This is a genomic window from Bacillus sp. cl96 (genome assembly GCF_900100505.1).
Lineage (GTDB): Bacteria > Bacillota > Bacilli > Bacillales > Bacillaceae_G > Bacillus_A > Bacillus_A cereus.
In genome coordinates this window covers 168,671-187,018 of the sequence record NZ_FNDM01000004.1, presented here as the reverse complement: position 1 = coordinate 187,018, position 18,348 = coordinate 168,671, and the positions used below count along the sequence as shown (strand labels likewise).

Below are 18,348 nucleotides of genomic sequence, written 5' to 3'. Positions count from 1 at the left end.
TTTGAGTATAAGAACCTTTTATTTAATGACGTAAAAGGTTCACTATATGTAGATTATACCTTATTTACATAGGGGATTGCTATTTCAATTCTTTTATGTCTCTCATAATTATTATAGTAAAAGATATAAGCCACGTTTTCATGAAGGGTTAATGAAAAGATTATTAAAAATTTCTCATATATCAATGATAATAGACTGAAAATTAAGTATAATGGTATAGGTCTTTCATTTACAAAAATAGGAGGAGAACGTATGTATATTACAGATCCGATTTATGGACCAATCTCTATTCGTGATAGAGATATCCTTCGATTGATAGATACAAAAGCATTTCAAAGGTTGGCGAATATTAAACAACAAGGACATACTTATTTTTTACATGAGAACGCAATACATACGAGGGAAGAACATTCGATAGGTGTATATGTGCTAGTAAATAAAGTGATAGAACATCTTACTGAGATTGGTGACATACATTTATCGAAATATGAACGAAAGCTAGTATCTACTGTAGCCCTTCTACACGATGTTGGACATGGGCCATATTCACATTGTTTTCAGCAAATATCGGGTGAAGATCATGGTGAGTGGACGGTACGAATCATTCAAGAGGACGAAGAAATACGTACGATTTTAAATCAAACACATAGATTATTAGATGATGTAACGAAAGCTTTAACAGAAGATGGAGTTTTTCCAATTATAGATGAGCTCTTATTTAATTCATTAGGAATGGATCAATTAGATTTTTGGAATAGAGATTTATATTACTCATCGCTTGAATTAGAAGGTTTACAGATAGAAGAATTGATTGCTAACATGCGTTTAATTGACGATAAACTTGTTATTGAAGAATCAGGAATCCCCTTCATCGAACAATTAATGAAAATGAAAGAAGAGCTTTACAATAATGGATTTGGCCATCCGTTTGTGATAGGAAAAGACATATTGCTGCAAACAATTTTAAAAATGATAGAGGAGAAAAATCTTTCGTTCTATACTCCTGAACTTCAAAACTTCTTTCATAAAGGAGAGAAGTTAGAAGTAGAAGACTTTCTTCCGTTACAAGATGAAATGATTTTAAATGAAATAAAGTACTTTGCAAAATCAGAGGACGTACAATTAGCGACGTTAATTCACCTTTATTTTTCAGAAGCCAAAAGTTTATCTTTTGAAAAAGGACTAGAGGGTGATTTTAAAAAGGAAAATAGCACCTTAGCAGTAATAACTGAGAAAAAGGCGTACAGTTCATATGTAGGTGGTATTTACGTCTATAGTGAGGGGCAGTTAGAGGACATTTTAGAGAAATCAAATTTCATTCAAGAGATAGTAAAATTGCCTAAAAAAGAATATGCCTATTCAATTTGATTTGGTTCGAAAATAAAAAATGAATGAGATGGAAACGTAAATTTAGATGTAAAATGATTTTTGTATTTTATATTGATTGAAAACAAGCATCCCCCTGTACTACGTATATGACGGGGGATGCTTGTTTTTTAAGGCTTCACATCTAAGTTCTGTAAAAATAAAGTTGCTGTTACGTAACGTTTTGCTAACATTTGTACATATGCGGTATGTACAGAAAGGGTCGCAATAATAATAGCGTTACGAATTGCTTCGCGTTGTTCGTCATTAATTTGATCGAACTTGCTTGCGATTTTATCAGCTTTTTCTTTTACGATGTTTTCAATTGTATGAACGGTATCTGTTGCATTTAATTGTAAGCAATTCCCTTGATTGAGTTCTTCAAATAGAGAAGAGTATGCTACATATAAATGAACAGGATTGATTAAATCATCACTTCGATCGGCTGGGTCATTTACAATAAGGCGTAATAGCTTACGAATGGATTCAAAATCAAGTGCTGTTTTTAAATCTTCGACAATAAATAGTAAGGCTGCTTGTTCAATTGAATATTTTTTCCCCTTTTGAGGAGAGCCAATCATTTCTTTTATATCTCGTTTCACCCAGTTTTGCATAGCAGTTACAGAGAAACTTGTGTTTTCAATCTGATTGCCAAGCGCAACTATTTCATTTAAAGAAAAACCGACATCAGTATCGTCAATTTTAATCAGCTTTTCAAAAATAGGTGAAAGTGCGGTAGTAATAAAAGCTGTAACGCTTTGTCCGCTTTCAATATCTTTTTTATGTGACTTTGCCCAAGCTTCTTGTAAAATACCGAGAGGCTTTTTCGTATTCCATCCTCTTAGTGATAGAAGAAGGGTAGCCATTTCGTTTCGTGTGAGATGAAATGTTTCCATCTTTTCACCTCCAAAATAATAAAAAGTTCTTATGAACTTATAATATGTTTTGTTTCATTTAAAGTCAATTCTGTTTTGCTTAATTTTTCCTTTGTCACCAAACTGTCGGAAGTAAATAATACTTGCATATTTCGACAAAAGTTCATATAATAAGTTCATAAGAACCTTTAAAATGTTCTTAAAAACAAATCTATCATTCTGAATTTACTAGAAAGATAGATTTCACATATATCTATATAAAAGGAGAATGGATATAATATGTTGAAAAAACTTGTAGCAGTAATGACAGCATTCATGGTTATCTTTGGGGCTAGCAGCTTTATGTTCGTAGATCATGCGGCAGCGAAAAGTTACAAATCTGGTAAAAAATCATTTACACCAAGTTCAGGTCAAAAGTCAAAAGTTGATTTAAACAAAAAAGACTCAAATGTAAATTCTCAAAAAACGACTCCAGATTCAAAAACGAAAGCAACAAATACAGCACCAAAAAGTAATAAAGGAAGCTTTATGAAAGGTTTATTACTAGGTGGTCTTGGTGGTTTACTAATGGGTAGCTTATTTGCAAATATGGGAGCTCTTGGTTCTGTATTAGCGTTTATGGTAAATATGTTAGTAATGGCTGGTATCGTAATGTTAGCGGTTCGTGCATTTAAATACTTCAAAGACCAACGTAAGAAGAAGGCAGATGAAGTAGCATGGAAACAATAAAAATTTCTGAACAAGAGCTTATAAATGCGCTTTGTATATATATCGCTGAAAAAAGACAAGTGGGTCCAGAAGAAGTATTAGTTGAACTTATGTATGATGATGACTACGGTTTCTCTGCGGAAGTAGAGGTAAATGGTCGCCAGCAAATTTTAATTCAAGCAAACTTAATCGAAGCTTTACGCTTATTGCTTGACAGAGAATATAATGTCAATCCATTCGCAGCGAGATTGCAACTTGAATTAGATGATGAAGAAGGAATTTACGCATTAGCGAAATTTAATAACTCAGATGAGTAGAGAAAAGAGCTGTTGAGAATAATCTCAGCAGCTCTTTTTAGTATGTGCATATGTAGAAGAATAATCACGCCAAATTTCATTCATTTTTCGTCTACCGATATCTACCATCGGATTAAACTGAATTGCAGCTTTCTGACGAACAAAGTGAACGTTTTGCATGGCGTGAGATAATTGTTGGTCGACTATATCACGTTTTTTACTTGCATATTTTGCGATAGATAGACCTGCAACTGTTCCTTGCGCCATCGCAATTTTTCCGCTTTCAATGCCTGTAATATTGCCAGCTACAAATAAACCAGGAAGAGGAGTTTCCATTGTTTCGGAATGGAGAGGAACGTGTCCGCCTAATTCTGAAATGTAATGGAAGGGACAACCGGCTACAGCTGCAAGTTCGGCAAGTGGGTATAATCCCCCGGCAATACATACAAAATCTGCTTCATATATTTTCTCTGTTCCATTAATAACATTTCCTTTAGAGTCAATATTAGCAATACGTACACCTTCAACTTGATCTGTTCCGATAATTTCAAGAGCTGCTTTCCGAAGGTGAAGTGGCGTTCCGTTTATTTTCATTCCGTTGTTTGGATAGAATGTTAATCCAGCTTTTCGAATCCAATCAAATTTCATAAAGTGGCTACCTATTCGCAAGAAAGCAGAAGGAGCGAGGTGAGCTGCATTTAAAAGAGAGTTTAAAACTTCTTCAGGTTCACCAGCTTTTTGACTTAACTCGCTTTTCTCAGGGAGTACAATATGATCCACTGTAATTCCCGCTAATTGCAATTCACTTAAAATGGCGAAAGACAAAATGTTAGCACCAATAATAATTCCTTTTTTTCCAACTTGCACGCGATGAACATTTGTCATAACTTGAGCTGCTCCAATTGACATCACTCCTGGAAGTGTCCAGCCAGGAAGGGGAATAGAATATTCCGCAGCTCCAGTAGCAAGTAGTACGAAAGGTGTTTCTAACGTACCGATATTAGTATGTACAAACCAATTGTTTTCATCTCTATCTAAATTATAGACCGAAACACCGCACCTGATATGTACTGAAAGTGATTCTGCTTCTTCATGAAGTCGCTTCGATTCTTCTATTCCGTTCCACCATTCTCCAGTAGGCTCTTGATGCAACTGTCCTAACAATCTCCCGCCCGGCTTCATAAATTCATCAATAACGAGCACTTTTAGTCCGAAACGAGCACAAGAGATAGAAGCAGATAATCCCGCTGGCCCTGCACCTATAATAATTACATCACTCATCGCTTTTTCACCATCTCTCTCACGATATTCGGATGCTGTTTCCCGCTTTCAACAACCATGTTTTCTTCTACAACAGTTAAGCATGCGCGTACATTTGTTTGATTATTTACTGTCACGCGGCATTCGGAACAGTGCCCGATATTACAATAAATACCTCGCGGTGTTCCGCTATCTTCATGAACTCTTAATGTCCGTATTCCATTTGCTAACAGGGCAGCAGCTATCGTTTCATGTTCATATGCTTCGTATTGATGACCGTTAAATTGAAAGGTAATACGCTCACTACTTTGTAAAGTACCTAAAATAGGGTGATGTGTAATTCTACTCATTTACTTTCACCTACTGATCCAAAAGTAACTGCACGTATTGGTGGTTGATATTTTAACGGTAGTTCATTAAGATTTACGTCAGGATTCGCATTTTCAATCATTCGATCTATCATTATTCTGCATGTGCGCCCACCGCAAAATCCCATGCCAGCACGTGTTCTTAGTTTTAATTCTCTTGCCGAGCAGTTATATTCAGCAATTGTTGATTGAAGTTGCCCATATGTAACCTCTTCACAACGACAAACGATTAAGTTGTTTTTATTTGTCATGTGTATTCCTCCTCTAGTTCGATTTTCACAAATTATATAAGCAAAAATCATGCCAATATAGAGAGGAGGTGGCTACCTGTAAACGCCTGATTGGTGCATAATGATTCTTTATTGAAGTCCAAGTTTCTTTAAACGGTTATATAAAGTAGCCCTTGTTACGCCAAGTTGTTTTGCGCATTCTAATTTATTCCCATTTAAAATTCGTAAAGCCCTTTCAATAACTTTTTTCTCATGCTCATCCATCTCTTCTTGTAAAGAAAGGATTGTATTATTGTTGCTGAGTAATAGGGAATGAGCTGTATGGTTGTCTAAAGTTTCAGTCGTATGAAATGGTAGATATTCTTGTTTTATAATTCCGTCTGTTGCGAATACCACAAGCCGTTCAACAACGTTTCGAAGTTCGCGAATATTACCTGGCCAATTGTAATGAAGCAGTTCATGCATAATGCTTGAAGGTAGGTCACGAATTGGTCGGTTATAGTTGATTGAAAAATCATTTAAGAAAGAATAAGTTAATTCAATAATATCCTCGCGTCTTTCGCGCAGCGGTGGAATATGCAAGCTAACTACATTTAAGCGGTAATATAAATCTTCTCGGAAAGTTCCTTTTCTCATTTCTTCTTGTAAATCACGATTTGTAGCAGCGATAATGCGGAAATCAATATTAATTTCTTTTTCACCACCAACTCGGTAATACTTTCGCTCTTGCAGTACACGTAACAGTTTTACTTGCATATCAAGTGGCATTTCACCTATTTCATCAAGAAATAAAGTACCGCCTTGCGCGAGTTCAATTTTCCCTTTTTTTCCTTTACTATTTGCTCCAGAAAACGCCCCACGCTCGTAACCAAATAATTCACTTTCAAATAACGCTTCTGGAATTGCCCCGCAGTTAATCGAAATGAAAGGCGCCTTCGCTGCCTCACTTGCTTCATGAATTGCTTTCGCAAATACTTCTTTTCCAACTCCGCTTTCCCCAAGTATTAAAACAGTTGATTTTACCGAACAAACTTTTCTAGCTAATTGTATCGTTCTTTGTATAACAGGACTTTTCCCATTCATCGCAAGGAATGGATCGGATTCATCTTTATACTTTGCCACTTCTTGTTCTAAACGGTGCATTTCATGTGACATATTAAATAGTTTTTCATTTAAAGCGACTTGATTTGTAACATCTGTTTCTGAAACGACTGCTCCTATAATTTCATCATTACAATAAACTGGATTTGAATTAATTAATACGAATAAATCGGGACGAGGCTGATGGAACTGAGCGACTATGCTTTTTCCATCATGTAAAGATTGTAAAATTTCCAAGTCTTTATAATCAAAAAAACGAGTAATCGGTTGCCCAATAATCTCATTATGATTGACTGAAAATATTTTTTCAGCGCCATCTGTCCAAGTTCGAACGTATTCTTTACTATCAATGACTGTAACAGAAGAGTCAGTTGTTTGTATTACAGTGTCATAAAATGACTGTAGTTCATTGTAGGACTTATAAAGAAATGGAATCATTTGCTGAGAAGTTATACAGCATAGCGGCTCATCGTTTTCATTAAGGATGATAACAGCTAATTCATAAGAAAAAGCGTCAATTAATGCAGTGAATGAGTCATCTACATAAATAATTGCGCAATTATATTCTTCTGTAGTAGAAGGGAGATAATAAAACCTTTCGTTTATTTTCTTAATGCGATCAAGGCTACATGTATGATTGATTAAAGCGCTTTCCAAAAATTCTTGTATAGTCGGAAATGAAAATGCCATAATGTCCTCCTGTTATGTATAAAAATTTTGACAGTGATAAAAAAATAATACACCTATTTACTATAAATTTAAAATATTTTTACAAATAAAAATATTATTTATAAAAATTGTATATGTACAGAATTGGCACGTCAATTGCATAAAAGAAAGTGAGAGGTTTAGGGAAAGGAGGAGTATAGTGTGAGGCACTGCGACGTTTTAATTATAGGTGGTGGAATAATAGGGTGTTCTATCGCTTATTACACTTCAAAATACGGAAGAGACGTAACAATCATTGAAAAAGGAGAATTTGTCAGCGGGACGTCTTCACGGTGTGATGGGAATATTTTGGCCATTGATAAAGACCCAGGGTTTGATAGTCAAATGTCTTTAGTAAGTCAAAAATTAGTAACTGATTTAAGTGAAGAATTAGAGCATTCATTTGAATATAGGGCACCAGGAAGTATTCTCGTATGTGAGTCAGACGAAGAGATGGAAGCTGCGCAGCAATGGGTAAATCGGCAAAAAGAAGCTGGATTACCGTTTCGAATGCTTGATAGGCAAGATATAAGAGAAGAGTCGCCTTTTTTTGCTGATGATTTATTAGGCGGTTTAGAATGTGCGACGGATTCAACTGTGAATCCATATCTCCTTGCATTCTCGCTTCTGTCAGAGGCACAAAAGTTTGGCGCAAAAGCTTTTAAACAGACCGAAGTAAAGAGTATAAACATAGATACGAATGGTTCATTTGTTGTAGAAACTACGAATGGAACTTTTACAGCACAACAAGTTGTAAATGCAGCGGGTGTGTGGGCTCCTAAGATTGGTCAGATGTTAAATATAAATATACCAATTGAACCGAGAAAAGGGCATATTATTGTAGCTTCAAGGCAACAACACGTAGGATGCCGTAAAGTAATGGAATTCGGTTATTTAATTTCTAAATTTGGCGGAAAACGAAAAGTAGATGCTTTAACTGAAAAATACGGGGTTGCGCTCGTATTTGAGCCTACTGAAAGTCAAAATTTCTTAATTGGAAGTAGCCGTGAATTTGTAGGGTTTCATACGAGAATAAACAATGAAGTCATTAAATGTATTGCAAATAGAGCGATTCGCTTTTATCCGAAAATGGCAGATATGATGGTAATTCGTTCTTACGCTGGTTTACGTCCGTGGACAGAAGATCATTTACCGATTATTTCACGAGTGGAACATATTCCAAATTATTTCATTGCCGCTGGGCATGAAGGGGATGGAATTAGTCTTGCAGCAGTTACTGGGAAAGTAATTGAAGAGTTATTAAATGAAAAAGAGACAATTATTCCTATTGAACCACTTCGTTTGAGTCGTTTTACAGAAAGGGTGTTAAACGGATGAAGTCACAAAGAGTCTTTACGACAATTGATACACATACGGGTGGGAATCCAACGAGGACATTAATTAGTGGACTTCCAAAGTTGATTGGAGAGACGATGGCAGAGAAGATGTTACATATGAAAAAGGAGTATGATTGGATTCGAAAATTGTTAATGAATGAACCGCGTGGTCATGACGTAATGTCAGGGGCATTATTAACAGACCCGTGTCATCCTGAGGCTGATATAGGTGTTATATACATAGAGACAGGTGGATATTTACCGATGTGTGGTCACGATACAATCGGTGTATGTACAGCGTTAGTTGAATCAGGTTTAATTCCGGTAGTTGAACCAATTACTTCTTTAAAACTAGATACACCGGCTGGCTTAGTTGAAGTAGATATTGCTGTTCAAGATGGAAAAGCAAAAGAAGTATCTTTCTGTAACATACCAGCTTTTTTATTAAAAAATATTACTGTACAAGTGAAAGACATTGGAACTATAGAAGCTGATATTGCGTATGGAGGGAATTTTTATGCCATTATTGATGCGAAATCAGTAGATCTAGAATTAGTACCAGAAAATGCATCTACAATCATCGATAAGGCGATTCATATAAGAAACACAATTAATGAGAAGTTTGAAATCACTCATCCAGAGTATTCGTTTATAAGAGGATTAACACATGTTGAATTTTATACAGATCCTACTCATGAATGTGCGCATGTGAAAAATACAGTTGTTGTACCACCAGGCGGAATAGATCGATCTCCATGCGGTACAGGAACATCTGCGAAGCTAGCTGTATTATACGCTCAGAAAGAAATCGAAATTGGTGAAGAGTTCATTCATGAGAGTATCGTTGGTTCTTTATTTAAAGGATATGTCATGAATACGACACATGTTGAAAATATTGAAGCTGTCATAACGAAAATTACGGGATCAGCTTGGCTTATGGGTATGCATAAATTTTTTTACAATGAAATGGATCCACTTAAAGAAGGATTTTTGCTAATTCCGCCGATGGAACATGAAACGGAGGATATAAAATGAACATTCAAAAAATGTATACAGCAGTAGACGTACATGTAAATGGCGAGGCATTTCGTGTAATGAAAGACGTACCATGCAAATACTACTACAGTTTGGAGCAATTAAATGAACAATTTTCGGGTGAATTAGCAGAAGAGATGAAGCTTTTATTAAATGAACCACGTGGTTTTATCGGTTTGAACGGGTGTATTGTCGTTCCATCTATCCATAATGAAGTGGATGCAGCTGTATTATTTTTTAATCATGAAGGTTCGATTCCGCTTCATTATGGAGGCATTGTTGCAGTAATAACGATGTTACTCGAAAGTGGGTATTTAAAAAAGAGAGAGTCCAATCAATACAAAATTGAAACGTTATCTGGAATATTTTTAGTTCATGCGTATGTAGAGAATGATGAAGTTATATCGGTTTCGTTTGAAAGCAAACTATGCTATTTGATTGAGGAAAATTTACAGGTTGGTAATGTAAGTTATTCTCTCATACAAGCAGATAAAGTATATGCAGTTGTAGAAAAAGGTGCGTATTCGCCAGAAATTCGTGTTGAAAACATTTCAGAATTGAAAAGATGGGGAGAAGCTACACTGCAGGTTATACAAAAACAGTCGCTAATAAAAAGGCTTATTTTAGTAGATCCTTCGCAAAAAGAAAAGAACCATATAAAGTCGATTACATTTCATGAAGATAACTTTATCGTACGTTCGCCAGGTTTTGTTTCTACTATCGTTTCCTATGTTCATGCGTTATTTAAAAATGATTATATGGCGGATAAACCTTTTAAAAATGAAAGTATATTTAATAGTTTTATAACTGTGGAAAAAGTGAAGAAGGAGGAACTAGGATACATTTTCCGTTTTGAAAGTAGAGGATTTATTACAGGAATGCAGACGTTTCTATTAGACCCTACGGATCCATTTCCGGCAGGTTTCTTATTAAAATAAAATGTGATAAGGAGAGATAAATATGCAAAAAATTAAAGGGGCATTTCCAGTATTAATAACACCGATGGATGAATTTCAGGAAATTAATTGGGATGGGGTAAAACAAAATGTAAATTACTTTATCGAACAAAAGGTTGCAGGTGTCATCATTAATGGAAGTACAGGAGAGTTTGTAAGTTTATCAAAAGAAGAACGATTTAAAATGGTAGAAACCGTGTTGAAAGAAATTGATGGCCGTATTCCAGTCATTGTTGGAACTGCAGCAGAGACGACGAAAGAAACAATTGAATATACGAAACATGCAGAAGCGCACGGAGCGGATTGTGCATTAATTATAAACTCTTACTATTGTAAACCGAAGGAAGAGGAGATTTATTTTCATTTTAAAGAAATCTCAAATTCTGTAAATATACCAATTATGCTATACAATAACCCATTTACTTCTGGTGTTGATATGAGTACAAAGCTAATGCTCCGTATTGGAAAAGAGTGTGAAAATGTTACACATATTAAAGAATCTAGCGGAGATATTCGAAAAGCGAGAGATTTAGTAAGACAAAGTGAAGGGGCTTTCCAAGTCTTCTGTGGTTCTGAAGATTTAGTTATGGAATCATATTTAGTTGGTGCTTCGGGATGGGTTTCAGTAGCAGGAAATATCGTTCCCGGTCTCGTTACAAAAATGTATGAGCATTTTCAAAATGGTGAATTAGAAAAGGCGTGGGAAATAAACGATGCTATTTTACCACTTTGCGAGTTTCTTGAAGGATCAGGGAAATATGTTCAAATCGTTAAACGTTCCATGGAATTACATGGGCAAGCGGGAGGACCTTCTCGCTATCCAAGACTAGGATTAACTGTTGACGAAGATCAAAAGCTTCAAACGATTTTATCAAATATTGCAGCTCATGTAGCTGTTTAAATAAGGAGGAGAACATAATGTTAAAGACAAATATTGAGCTGAAACCAAAAGTGGAAGCGTTTTTAAATGAAGAAATTAAAATGTTTATTAATGGCAAATTTGTTGCTGCTATTGGGGGAAAGACGTTTGAAACGTATAATCCAGCTACAGAAGATGTTCTAGCTGTCGTATGTGAAGCGCAAGAAGAGGATATTGATGCTGCAGTAAAAGCGGCAAGATCTGCATTTGAATCCGGTCCGTGGGCAGAAATGACTACTGCTGAAAGAGCGCATCTTATTTATAAATTAGCAGATTTAATTGAAGAACATAGAGAAGAATTGGCGCAACTAGAAGCTTTAGATAATGGAAAGCCATATCAAGTAGCACTTGATGATGATATTTCAGCAACTGTAGAAAATTATCGTTATTACGCAGGATGGGCTACAAAAATTATTGGGCAAACAATCCCAATTTCAAAAGATTACTTAAATTACACGAGACATGAACCTGTAGGTGTTGTAGGTCAGATTATTCCGTGGAATTTTCCGCTCGTTATGTCTTCTTGGAAAATGGGAGCTGCACTGGCGACAGGTTGTACGATCGTATTAAAGCCAGCAGAGCAAACGCCTTTATCTTTACTATATACAGCAAAACTTTTTAAAGAGGCTGGATTTCCAAACGGTGTTGTAAACTTTGTACCAGGCTTTGGTCCTGAAGCAGGAGCAGCAATTGTAAATCATCATGACATTGATAAAGTTGCTTTTACAGGATCTACTGTTACAGGAAAGTATATTATGCGTCAGTCTGCAGAAATGATTAAGCATGTAACGTTAGAGCTTGGCGGCAAATCACCAAATATCATTTTAGAAGATGCGGACTTGGAAGAAGCAATTAATGGTGCATTCCAAGGTATTATGTATAATCACGGTCAAAATTGTAGCGCAGGATCACGTGTATTTGTTCATCGTAAACATTATGAAACTGTAGTAGATGCACTTGTGAAAATGGCGAACAACGTAAAACTTGGAGCAGGTATGGAGAAAGGAACGGAAATGGGTCCACTTGTATCTAAGAAACAACAAGAGCGTGTGTTACATTACATTGAGCAAGGGAAGAAAGAAGGCGCTACAGTTGCGGCTGGTGGTGAACGTGCACTTGAAAAGGGTTATTTCGTTAAGCCAACTGTATTCACAGATGTTACAGACGATATGACAATCGTTAAGGAAGAAATATTTGGACCAGTTGTTGTTGTTCTGCCATTTGATTCGACAGAAGAAGTAATTGAACGAGCGAACAACTCATCCTATGGCCTTGCTGCGGGTGTATGGACGCAAAATATCAAAACGGGTCATCAAGTGGCAAATAAATTAAAAGCAGGAACAGTGTGGATTAATGATTATAACTTAGAAAATGCAGCTGCACCATTTGGTGGATACAAACAATCTGGTATTGGCCGCGAATTAGGTTCATATGCGCTTGATAATTATACAGAAGTGAAAAGTGTTTGGGTAAATATAAAGTAATAGGGTGTTTTACTGACAAAAATTGAGGGATGAAATAATGAAAGATGCGGACAACTAGAAAGTTTGATAATAGTTGTCCGTTTTCTTATATACAAAATTGCTTTTCCAAAGAATGATAAGGGGGATTTGGATGGAGAATTTAGTAGAATGGTTAGTAGGGCAAGTGTGGAGTATCGGTTTAGTTGTTTTTGCATTAGGGGCAGGCGTATATTTCACGATTGCAACACGCTTTTTGCAAATTCGTTATTTTAAAGAGATGATTAAACTATTATTTGAAGGAAAGAGTTCAGAGACGGGAATATCATCTTTTCAGGCATTTTGTTTAGCCTTATCGGGAAGAGTGGGAATTGGTAATATTGCAGGGGTAGCGACAGCAATTGCTTTCGGCGGGCCTGGAGCTGTATTTTGGATGTGGGTAATGGCTTTGTTAGGGGCAGCGAGCGCGTTTGTAGAATCAACATTATCTCAAGTATACAAAAGTAAAGTAGGGAATGAATATCGCGGCGGTACTCCATATTTCATTGAGAGAGGTTTAAAAATGAAATGGTTTGCAGTCATTGTAGCGGTAGTTGTAACACTTTCATATGGCGTGTTATTACCAGGTATTCAATCTAGTAGTATCGCAGTTGGATTCGAAAATTCTAATGGTATTAGCAAATATATAACTGGTATATTTTTAGTCGTGTTACTAGCAGCAATTATTTTTGGTGGTGTAAAGAGAATTGCCGGTGTTTCTCAAATGCTTGTGCCATTTATGGCAATTGGTTATGTAATTGTTACATGTATCATATTAATTGCGAATGTAACGGAGATTCCAAGTATGTTTGCTTTAATTTTCTCTAGTGCATTTGGTGTAAATGAAATGTTTGGTGGAATTGTTGGTGCAGCTATTGCATGGGGCGTAAAACGCGCTGTATTTTCAAACGTTGCTGGTGTCGGAGAAGCGACGTATAGTTCGGCGGCTGCTGAAGTATCGCATCCTGCAAAACAAGGATTAGTTCAAGCGTTTTCAGTATATATCGATACAATTGTCGTATGTACAGCGACAGCTCTTATGATTTTAATAACAGGTATGTATAATGTTATACCTGAAGGGAAAACCGCTATTGTACAAAATATAGGAAATGTGGAAGCTGGTCCAATTTATACACAACAAGCAGTTGAAACTGTGATAACAGGGTTTGGTCCAATATTTATTTCAATTGCGATTTTCTTTTTTGCATTTACAACGTTACTCGCTTATTACTATATCGCTGAAACGACACTTACTTATTTAGATCGTCAATTGAAGTATGGCTGGTTAAAACCAGTTTTAAAATTTGGATTTTTAATTATGGTTTACATCGGTAGTGTTGAATCAGCGTCGCTTTTATGGAATCTCGGAGATTTAGGAATCGGTAGTATGGCATGGTTAAACTTAATCGCGATTCTATTATTAAGTAAAATCGCATTAAAAGTGTTAAAAGACTATGAAAGGCAGAAAAAAGAAGGGAAAGATCCAGTATTTAATCCTAAAAATGTGGAGATTGAAGGATTAACATTTTGGGAAGAAAGAAGTAAAGAGGTTGAAAGAAAAAGTTCTAGAGAAAAAGTTATTGTAGATGATAATTTAAAATTATAACGTAAATTAACTGAAAATTCTTAATTTAAAAGAAGGTATATTGCCTCCATTTCATCACATACTACAATAGGTATGGATAATATGACTGGAGGGAATAAGATGGAACATGAGCAACATAGTTCGATAAATGATATTCTACATCATTATAAAGAAGGTATAGGTAGTTTTACAAATCAAATTCCTGAAATCGCTGAGACATATAATGCGTTCACGCAAGCTTGTTTTCAAGAGGGTGCTTTAACAAAAAGAGAAAAGCAACTTATTGCATTAGGAATTAGTTTAGCAACGCAAGATGAGTATTGTACAATTTATCATACAAAAGGTTGTCTTGATCAAGGATGTTCAGATAAAGAGATTCTGGAAGCATGTGGTGTTTCAGCAGCATTTGCTGGCGGAGCTGCGATGAGTCAAGCGGTAACTTTAGTGCAAGAGTGTTTAACAGAACTGAAAAATCAAAAGCATTGAATAAAAAACGTTTTAAACTTTATGTTTAAAACGTTTTTTATTTGAAATTAAATTTGTATTCAATTTAATATTCTATATCTTCATAAATAGATTTTTCTACATCAGGAAGAACTGTGTATATACTCTTACCGATTAAAGCTTCTAATTCTTTCTTAATCGCATAAAACCCTTTCCAATGTAAAGATGTATGAGATGTTGTACCATGACGCAAACCAACAGAAATTAATCTTCTTTCCAGCGTAGTAAAGCCACCCGCATCAGCAAGAGCGTCACAAAGAGTAATTACTTTATTGTATAAGTCGTAGTTACAATGTTCATTTAATATTTCAACTAACCGGCTTCTCATATGGTCAGGAACGAGACTCCATTCCGCTGCGATATCTATATGTTCATTTTTGCATGGGAATGAGTGTGTCACACAAATAACAGCGTTTCCTGTATACCCTAAATCATTCATATACATATAACCATCATAGGAATGAATGACCGATTTGGTAAAACCTTTGTATCTTCCGATATCATGCAAAAGGGCAGCGTTATATGCTATGTCAGCATCTAGGTTATACCCATTTTTAATAAGTTCTATAATTATGTTTTCAGTTGCATGAGCAACATGTAGTGAATGTTCAAACCAAGGGCCCGGGTTTTGTTCATATGCCCATTCGAGTAATTCTTTTGCGTACGTTCTATCTAATATATATTTCATATCGTTATCCTTTCACAAAAAGTCATATCTTTCTATAAATTCATCTTATTATTTCATTATTCCTTCTTTAAAAATTGTTACAATGAAACAAAAGGGGGAAAAGTAATGCGAAATTTAGTAATTGAAGAAATAAAGCAACTAGAAAATGATATGGAAGAACTTTCGAAACTTTTGAAAATGGTTGTAAACGATGGGGCATCAATTGGTTTTTTGCCTCCACTGGAACAAAAAGACGCAACAAAGTATTGGCAAACAGTATTAGCGCCAGAAGTGATATTGTATGTGGCTAAAATAAACAACGAAGTAGCAGGGAGTATTCAATTACAATTAGTTACTAAGCCTAACGGAATTCATAGAGCCGAGATTTGCAAATTAATGACTCATCCAAACTTTAGACGTAACGGTATTGGACGATCGCTTATGCAAAAAGCAGAGGAACGAGCAAAGCAAGAAAACAGGTCTCTTTTAGTATTAGATACTAGAGAAGGAGATCCTTCCAATAAACTGTACAAATCACTAGACTACCAAGAAGTTGGAACAATACCAGGGTATGCAATTTCCCCGAATGGTAAGTTAGATGCTACGGTTATTTATTATAAAAACATTTAAGGTATAATCAAACGGGGAGAGTGCTTAATTATTAGTAAGTGAATAATAAACGACTATTTTTAACACCGTCTATATTTTTCTGGCGGTGTTAAAATAGTTAATTATAATCTAATTAACGCACTAAATGAATTTGAGAAATTTTTTAGAGGGTTCTTTTAGTAATGATTCTCGTCTTATAATAAATGTAGAGAAGATGACTAGCCAACTATAGTTATTTTCGCTTTATTATCGGAAGGGGATGAAAGTATGAAAAAGAATAGTTTACAAAAGATGAAGAAAGTTATTTTAAGTGGTGGAGTATTACTTACGGGATTATTAACATTTGGATTTTCAGAAAAGGCTTCAGCTCATGGATATGTAGAATCACCAGCGAGCCGATCTTATTTATGTAAGCAAGGGGTAAATGTAAATTGTGGACCGATTCAATATGAACCACAAAGCGTAGAAGGGATAGGTGGATTTCCGCAACTAGGACCTTCTGATGGACAAATTGCAGGGGCTGGTCATTTTCCCGCTTTAGATGTTCAAACTGTAGATAGGTGGAAGAAAGTTACGTTAAATGGCGGGACGAATACATTCAAGTGGAAACTAACGGCTCCTCATAGTACAAAAGAGTGGAAATATTATATTACGAAAAAAGGTTGGAATCCAAATAAACCTTTAACGCGATCAGATTTAGATTTAGTGCCATTCTATGTGAAAAATGACGGTGGAGCTAGACCAGGGACAACAGTAACGCACGAAGCAAATGTACCAACTGACCGTAGTGGATACCATCTTATTTTAGCTGTTTGGGAAATTGCAGACACTGGAAATGCGTTTTATCAAGTTATAGATGTAAACCTTTTGAATAATGGCTTATCCTCAAATTTCGCTTTTAACAATGTAGTGCAAGCTCCTACACTATTTTAATTGAAACATACATTTCGATCATCTAATTCATTTTAGATGATTTTTTTTATGAAAATGATGAAAAATATAGAAGAAAGTGCAATTATTTATAAAAAAATATGCTTTAAATATTGTCATATTTGCTTCTTTAAGATATCCTTTTCATGAAGAGGTGGAAAACATGGAAAAAGTACTAGTTTTCGGGCATAAAAACCCAGATACAGATGCAATTTGTTCTGCAATTGCTTATGCAGAATTGAAAAAAGAATTAGGAATGAATGCTGAGCCTGTACGTTTAGGCGAAATCAGCGGTGAAACTCAATTTGCGTTAGACTATTTTAAAGTAGAAGGACCGCGTTTTGTTGAGACAGTAGCAAGCGAAGTGGACAACGTTATTTTAGTTGACCATAACGAGCGTCAACAAAGTGCTAACGATATCGAATCAGTTCGTGTGTTAGAAGTTATTGACCATCACCGTATTGCTAACTTTGAAACAAGCGATCCTATATACTATCGTTGTGAGCCAGTTGGCTGTACAGCTACAATCTTAAACAAAATGTACAAAGAAAATGGCGTAACAATTCATAAAGAAGTTGCAGGTTTAATGTTATCTGCAATCATTTCAGATTCTTTACTATTCAAATCTCCAACTTGCACAGAACAAGACGTAGCAGCTGCTCGTGAATTAGCGCAAATCGCTGGTGTAGATGCAGATAACTACGGCTTAGAAATGTTAAAAGCTGGTGCTGACTTAAGCGGAAAAACAATGGAGCAATTAATCTCTCTTGACGCTAAAGAATTCCAAATGGGTAATGCGAAAGTTGAAATCGCACAAGTAAACGCTGTTGATACAAACGACGTTCTTGTACACCAAGCGGAACTTGAAAAAGTAATCTCTGCAGTAGTAGAAGAAAAAGGTTTAGACCTATTCTTATTCGTTGTAACTGATATCTTAACTAATGATTCTGTCGGTCTTGCGATCGGTAAAGCAGCAAACGTTGTTGAGAAAGCATACAACGTATCACTAGAAAACAACACAGCTACTTTAAAAGGTGTTGTATCTCGTAAAAAACAAATCGTACCAGTATTAACAGAAGCATTCCAAGCTTAATCGTATTGCGTACAGATGAACAGTAAGGACAAGTAGTCAGATTGGCTACTTGTCCTTTTTTATCTCTAAAAAACAGAAAATTAAAAACGGGAGGATTGTGTATGTTTAATGATTTGGAGAGTAAATTACAGTCACTTTTAGAACGAAATATTACGTCGGTTTCAGAATTAGAGAGCTGGCTCTCGGAGGAGCTACGTTTAAACGCTGAAATACAGAAGTGGCGTTTGACTTTTTAGAAGAAAGGATATAAAGTACTGCAAGGGTCATTCTAAATTTGATTAACGAATTAAAATAAGGATAGCG

20 protein-coding genes are annotated in these 18,348 nt (G+C 35.6%); 14 read left to right on the top strand and 6 right to left on the bottom strand.

What is annotated here, in order from left to right:
• Positions 1-252: 252 nt before the first annotated feature.
• Positions 253-1,368, top strand: a complete 1,116-nt coding sequence (locus BLT20_RS11170; RefSeq protein WP_000275987.1) for an HD domain-containing protein — start codon at positions 253-255, stop codon at positions 1,366-1,368.
• Positions 1,369-1,496: 128 nt separating this feature from the next.
• Here the strand turns inward: BLT20_RS11170 and BLT20_RS11165 are convergent, their stop codons facing one another.
• Positions 1,497-2,261 (bottom strand): DUF1836 domain-containing protein, encoded by a 765-nt coding sequence (locus BLT20_RS11165; RefSeq protein ID WP_000447230.1) that lies wholly within the window; start codon positions 2,259-2,261, stop codon positions 1,497-1,499.
• Between the two features lie 258 nt (positions 2,262-2,519).
• On the opposite strand from BLT20_RS11165, the gene BLT20_RS11160 reads away from it, so the two are divergent.
• Positions 2,520-2,969, top strand: a complete 450-nt coding sequence (locus BLT20_RS11160; RefSeq protein WP_000914478.1) for a hypothetical protein — start codon at positions 2,520-2,522, stop codon at positions 2,967-2,969.
• A complete protein-coding gene (locus tag BLT20_RS11155) occupies positions 2,957-3,265 on the top strand; it encodes a YxcD family protein (RefSeq protein ID WP_000447747.1) in 309 nt (102 codons plus the stop codon). The genes BLT20_RS11160 and BLT20_RS11155 overlap by 13 nt, the downstream gene beginning before the upstream one ends.
• 24 nt (positions 3,266-3,289) lie before the next feature.
• Here the strand turns inward: BLT20_RS11155 and BLT20_RS11150 are convergent, their stop codons facing one another.
• The 4 genes from BLT20_RS11150 to BLT20_RS11135 all read right to left on the bottom strand — a co-directional run bounded on the left by BLT20_RS11150 (position 3,290) and on the right by BLT20_RS11135 (position 6,893).
• On the bottom strand, positions 3,290-4,525 hold the full coding sequence (locus tag BLT20_RS11150) for an NAD(P)/FAD-dependent oxidoreductase (protein WP_001286095.1): 1,236 nt from the start codon (positions 4,523-4,525) through the stop codon (positions 3,290-3,292).
• Positions 4,522-4,854, bottom strand: coding sequence for a (2Fe-2S)-binding protein (locus BLT20_RS11145; RefSeq protein ID WP_000087065.1), 333 nt, complete (start codon positions 4,852-4,854; stop codon positions 4,522-4,524). Before BLT20_RS11145 ends, BLT20_RS11150 begins: the two co-directional genes overlap by 4 nt.
• Positions 4,851-5,123, bottom strand: coding sequence for a (2Fe-2S)-binding protein (locus BLT20_RS11140; protein WP_000182617.1), 273 nt, complete (start codon positions 5,121-5,123; stop codon positions 4,851-4,853). The genes BLT20_RS11145 and BLT20_RS11140 overlap by 4 nt, the downstream gene beginning before the upstream one ends.
• A 108-nt stretch (positions 5,124-5,231) precedes the next feature.
• Complete coding sequence (locus BLT20_RS11135) at positions 5,232-6,893, bottom strand: sigma-54 interaction domain-containing protein (RefSeq protein WP_000885732.1); 1,662 nt, start codon at positions 6,891-6,893, stop codon at positions 5,232-5,234.
• A 180-nt stretch (positions 6,894-7,073) separates the two neighbouring features.
• Here BLT20_RS11135 and BLT20_RS11130 point away from each other — a divergent pair, with 180 nt between their 5' ends.
• The 7 genes from BLT20_RS11130 (at position 7,074) to BLT20_RS11100 (ending at position 14,728) form a co-directional block, all read left to right on the top strand.
• Entirely contained in the window at positions 7,074-8,249 is a 1,176-nt protein-coding gene (locus BLT20_RS11130; protein ID WP_001215257.1) for an NAD(P)/FAD-dependent oxidoreductase, read from the top strand.
• Entirely contained in the window at positions 8,246-9,283 is a 1,038-nt protein-coding gene (locus BLT20_RS11125) for a proline racemase family protein (protein ID WP_000842047.1), read from the top strand. Before BLT20_RS11130 ends, BLT20_RS11125 begins: the two co-directional genes overlap by 4 nt.
• Positions 9,280-10,221 (top strand): proline racemase family protein, encoded by a 942-nt coding sequence (locus BLT20_RS11120; protein WP_001025561.1) that lies wholly within the window; start codon positions 9,280-9,282, stop codon positions 10,219-10,221. The genes BLT20_RS11125 and BLT20_RS11120 overlap by 4 nt, the downstream gene beginning before the upstream one ends.
• 22 nt (positions 10,222-10,243) lie before the next feature.
• Positions 10,244-11,140: a 4-hydroxy-tetrahydrodipicolinate synthase gene (gene dapA / locus BLT20_RS11115; RefSeq protein ID WP_001169456.1), complete on the top strand. Its 897-nt coding sequence runs from the start codon at positions 10,244-10,246 to the stop codon at positions 11,138-11,140.
• Between the two features lie 17 nt (positions 11,141-11,157).
• Positions 11,158-12,642: an aldehyde dehydrogenase family protein gene (locus tag BLT20_RS11110; protein WP_000920988.1), complete on the top strand. Its 1,485-nt coding sequence runs from the start codon at positions 11,158-11,160 to the stop codon at positions 12,640-12,642.
• Between the two features lie 130 nt (positions 12,643-12,772).
• Positions 12,773-14,263 (top strand): alanine/glycine:cation symporter family protein, encoded by a 1,491-nt coding sequence (locus tag BLT20_RS11105; RefSeq protein ID WP_000429526.1) that lies wholly within the window; start codon positions 12,773-12,775, stop codon positions 14,261-14,263.
• Positions 14,264-14,335: 72 nt separating this feature from the next.
• A complete protein-coding gene (locus BLT20_RS11100) occupies positions 14,336-14,728 on the top strand; it encodes a carboxymuconolactone decarboxylase family protein (protein ID WP_001999958.1) in 393 nt (130 codons plus the stop codon).
• Positions 14,729-14,792: 64 nt separating this feature from the next.
• Here the strand turns inward: BLT20_RS11100 and BLT20_RS11095 are convergent, their stop codons facing one another.
• On the bottom strand, positions 14,793-15,434 hold the full coding sequence (locus BLT20_RS11095) for an HD domain-containing protein (RefSeq protein ID WP_000875112.1): 642 nt from the start codon (positions 15,432-15,434) through the stop codon (positions 14,793-14,795).
• Positions 15,435-15,539: 105 nt separating this feature from the next.
• Between BLT20_RS11095 and BLT20_RS11090 the strand changes: the two genes are divergently transcribed.
• The 4 genes from BLT20_RS11090 to BLT20_RS31020 all read left to right on the top strand — a co-directional run bounded on the left by BLT20_RS11090 (position 15,540) and on the right by BLT20_RS31020 (position 18,281).
• Entirely contained in the window at positions 15,540-16,043 is a 504-nt protein-coding gene (locus BLT20_RS11090) for a GNAT family N-acetyltransferase (protein ID WP_001245258.1), read from the top strand.
• 246 nt (positions 16,044-16,289) lie between these two features.
• Positions 16,290-16,955, top strand: coding sequence for a lytic polysaccharide monooxygenase (locus BLT20_RS11085; protein ID WP_000742279.1), 666 nt, complete (start codon positions 16,290-16,292; stop codon positions 16,953-16,955).
• A gap of 160 nt (positions 16,956-17,115) precedes the next feature.
• Positions 17,116-18,045, top strand: a complete 930-nt coding sequence (ppaC, locus tag BLT20_RS11080; protein WP_000416860.1) for a manganese-dependent inorganic pyrophosphatase — start codon at positions 17,116-17,118, stop codon at positions 18,043-18,045.
• 101 nt (positions 18,046-18,146) lie between these two features.
• Complete coding sequence (locus tag BLT20_RS31020) at positions 18,147-18,281, top strand: hypothetical protein (RefSeq protein ID WP_000481363.1); 135 nt, start codon at positions 18,147-18,149, stop codon at positions 18,279-18,281.
• Positions 18,282-18,348: the final 67 nt, after the last annotated feature.

Coding starts and splice junctions, on each gene's coding strand:
- BLT20_RS11170 (WP_000275987.1), top strand. CDS start 253: ATGTATATTACAGATCCGATTTATGGACCAATCTCTATTCGTGATAGA.
- BLT20_RS11165 (WP_000447230.1), bottom strand. CDS start 2,261: ATGGAAACATTTCATCTCACACGAAACGAAATGGCTACCCTTCTTCTA.
- BLT20_RS11160 (WP_000914478.1), top strand. CDS start 2,520: ATGTTGAAAAAACTTGTAGCAGTAATGACAGCATTCATGGTTATCTTT.
- BLT20_RS11155 (WP_000447747.1), top strand. CDS start 2,957: ATGGAAACAATAAAAATTTCTGAACAAGAGCTTATAAATGCGCTTTGT.
- BLT20_RS11150 (WP_001286095.1), bottom strand. CDS start 4,525: ATGAGTGATGTAATTATTATAGGTGCAGGGCCAGCGGGATTATCTGCT.
- BLT20_RS11145 (WP_000087065.1), bottom strand. CDS start 4,854: ATGAGTAGAATTACACATCACCCTATTTTAGGTACTTTACAAAGTAGT.
- BLT20_RS11140 (WP_000182617.1), bottom strand. CDS start 5,123: ATGACAAATAAAAACAACTTAATCGTTTGTCGTTGTGAAGAGGTTACA.
- BLT20_RS11135 (WP_000885732.1), bottom strand. CDS start 6,893: ATGGCATTTTCATTTCCGACTATACAAGAATTTTTGGAAAGCGCTTTA.
- BLT20_RS11125 (WP_000842047.1), top strand. CDS start 8,246: ATGAAGTCACAAAGAGTCTTTACGACAATTGATACACATACGGGTGGG.
- BLT20_RS11120 (WP_001025561.1), top strand. CDS start 9,280: ATGAACATTCAAAAAATGTATACAGCAGTAGACGTACATGTAAATGGC.
- dapA (WP_001169456.1), top strand. CDS start 10,244: ATGCAAAAAATTAAAGGGGCATTTCCAGTATTAATAACACCGATGGAT.
- BLT20_RS11110 (WP_000920988.1), top strand. CDS start 11,158: ATGTTAAAGACAAATATTGAGCTGAAACCAAAAGTGGAAGCGTTTTTA.
- BLT20_RS11105 (WP_000429526.1), top strand. CDS start 12,773: ATGGAGAATTTAGTAGAATGGTTAGTAGGGCAAGTGTGGAGTATCGGT.
- BLT20_RS11100 (WP_001999958.1), top strand. CDS start 14,336: ATGGATAATATGACTGGAGGGAATAAGATGGAACATGAGCAACATAGT.
- BLT20_RS11095 (WP_000875112.1), bottom strand. CDS start 15,434: ATGAAATATATATTAGATAGAACGTACGCAAAAGAATTACTCGAATGG.
- BLT20_RS11090 (WP_001245258.1), top strand. CDS start 15,540: ATGCGAAATTTAGTAATTGAAGAAATAAAGCAACTAGAAAATGATATG.
- BLT20_RS11085 (WP_000742279.1), top strand. CDS start 16,290: ATGAAAAAGAATAGTTTACAAAAGATGAAGAAAGTTATTTTAAGTGGT.
- ppaC (WP_000416860.1), top strand. CDS start 17,116: ATGGAAAAAGTACTAGTTTTCGGGCATAAAAACCCAGATACAGATGCA.
- BLT20_RS31020 (WP_000481363.1), top strand. CDS start 18,147: ATGTTTAATGATTTGGAGAGTAAATTACAGTCACTTTTAGAACGAAAT.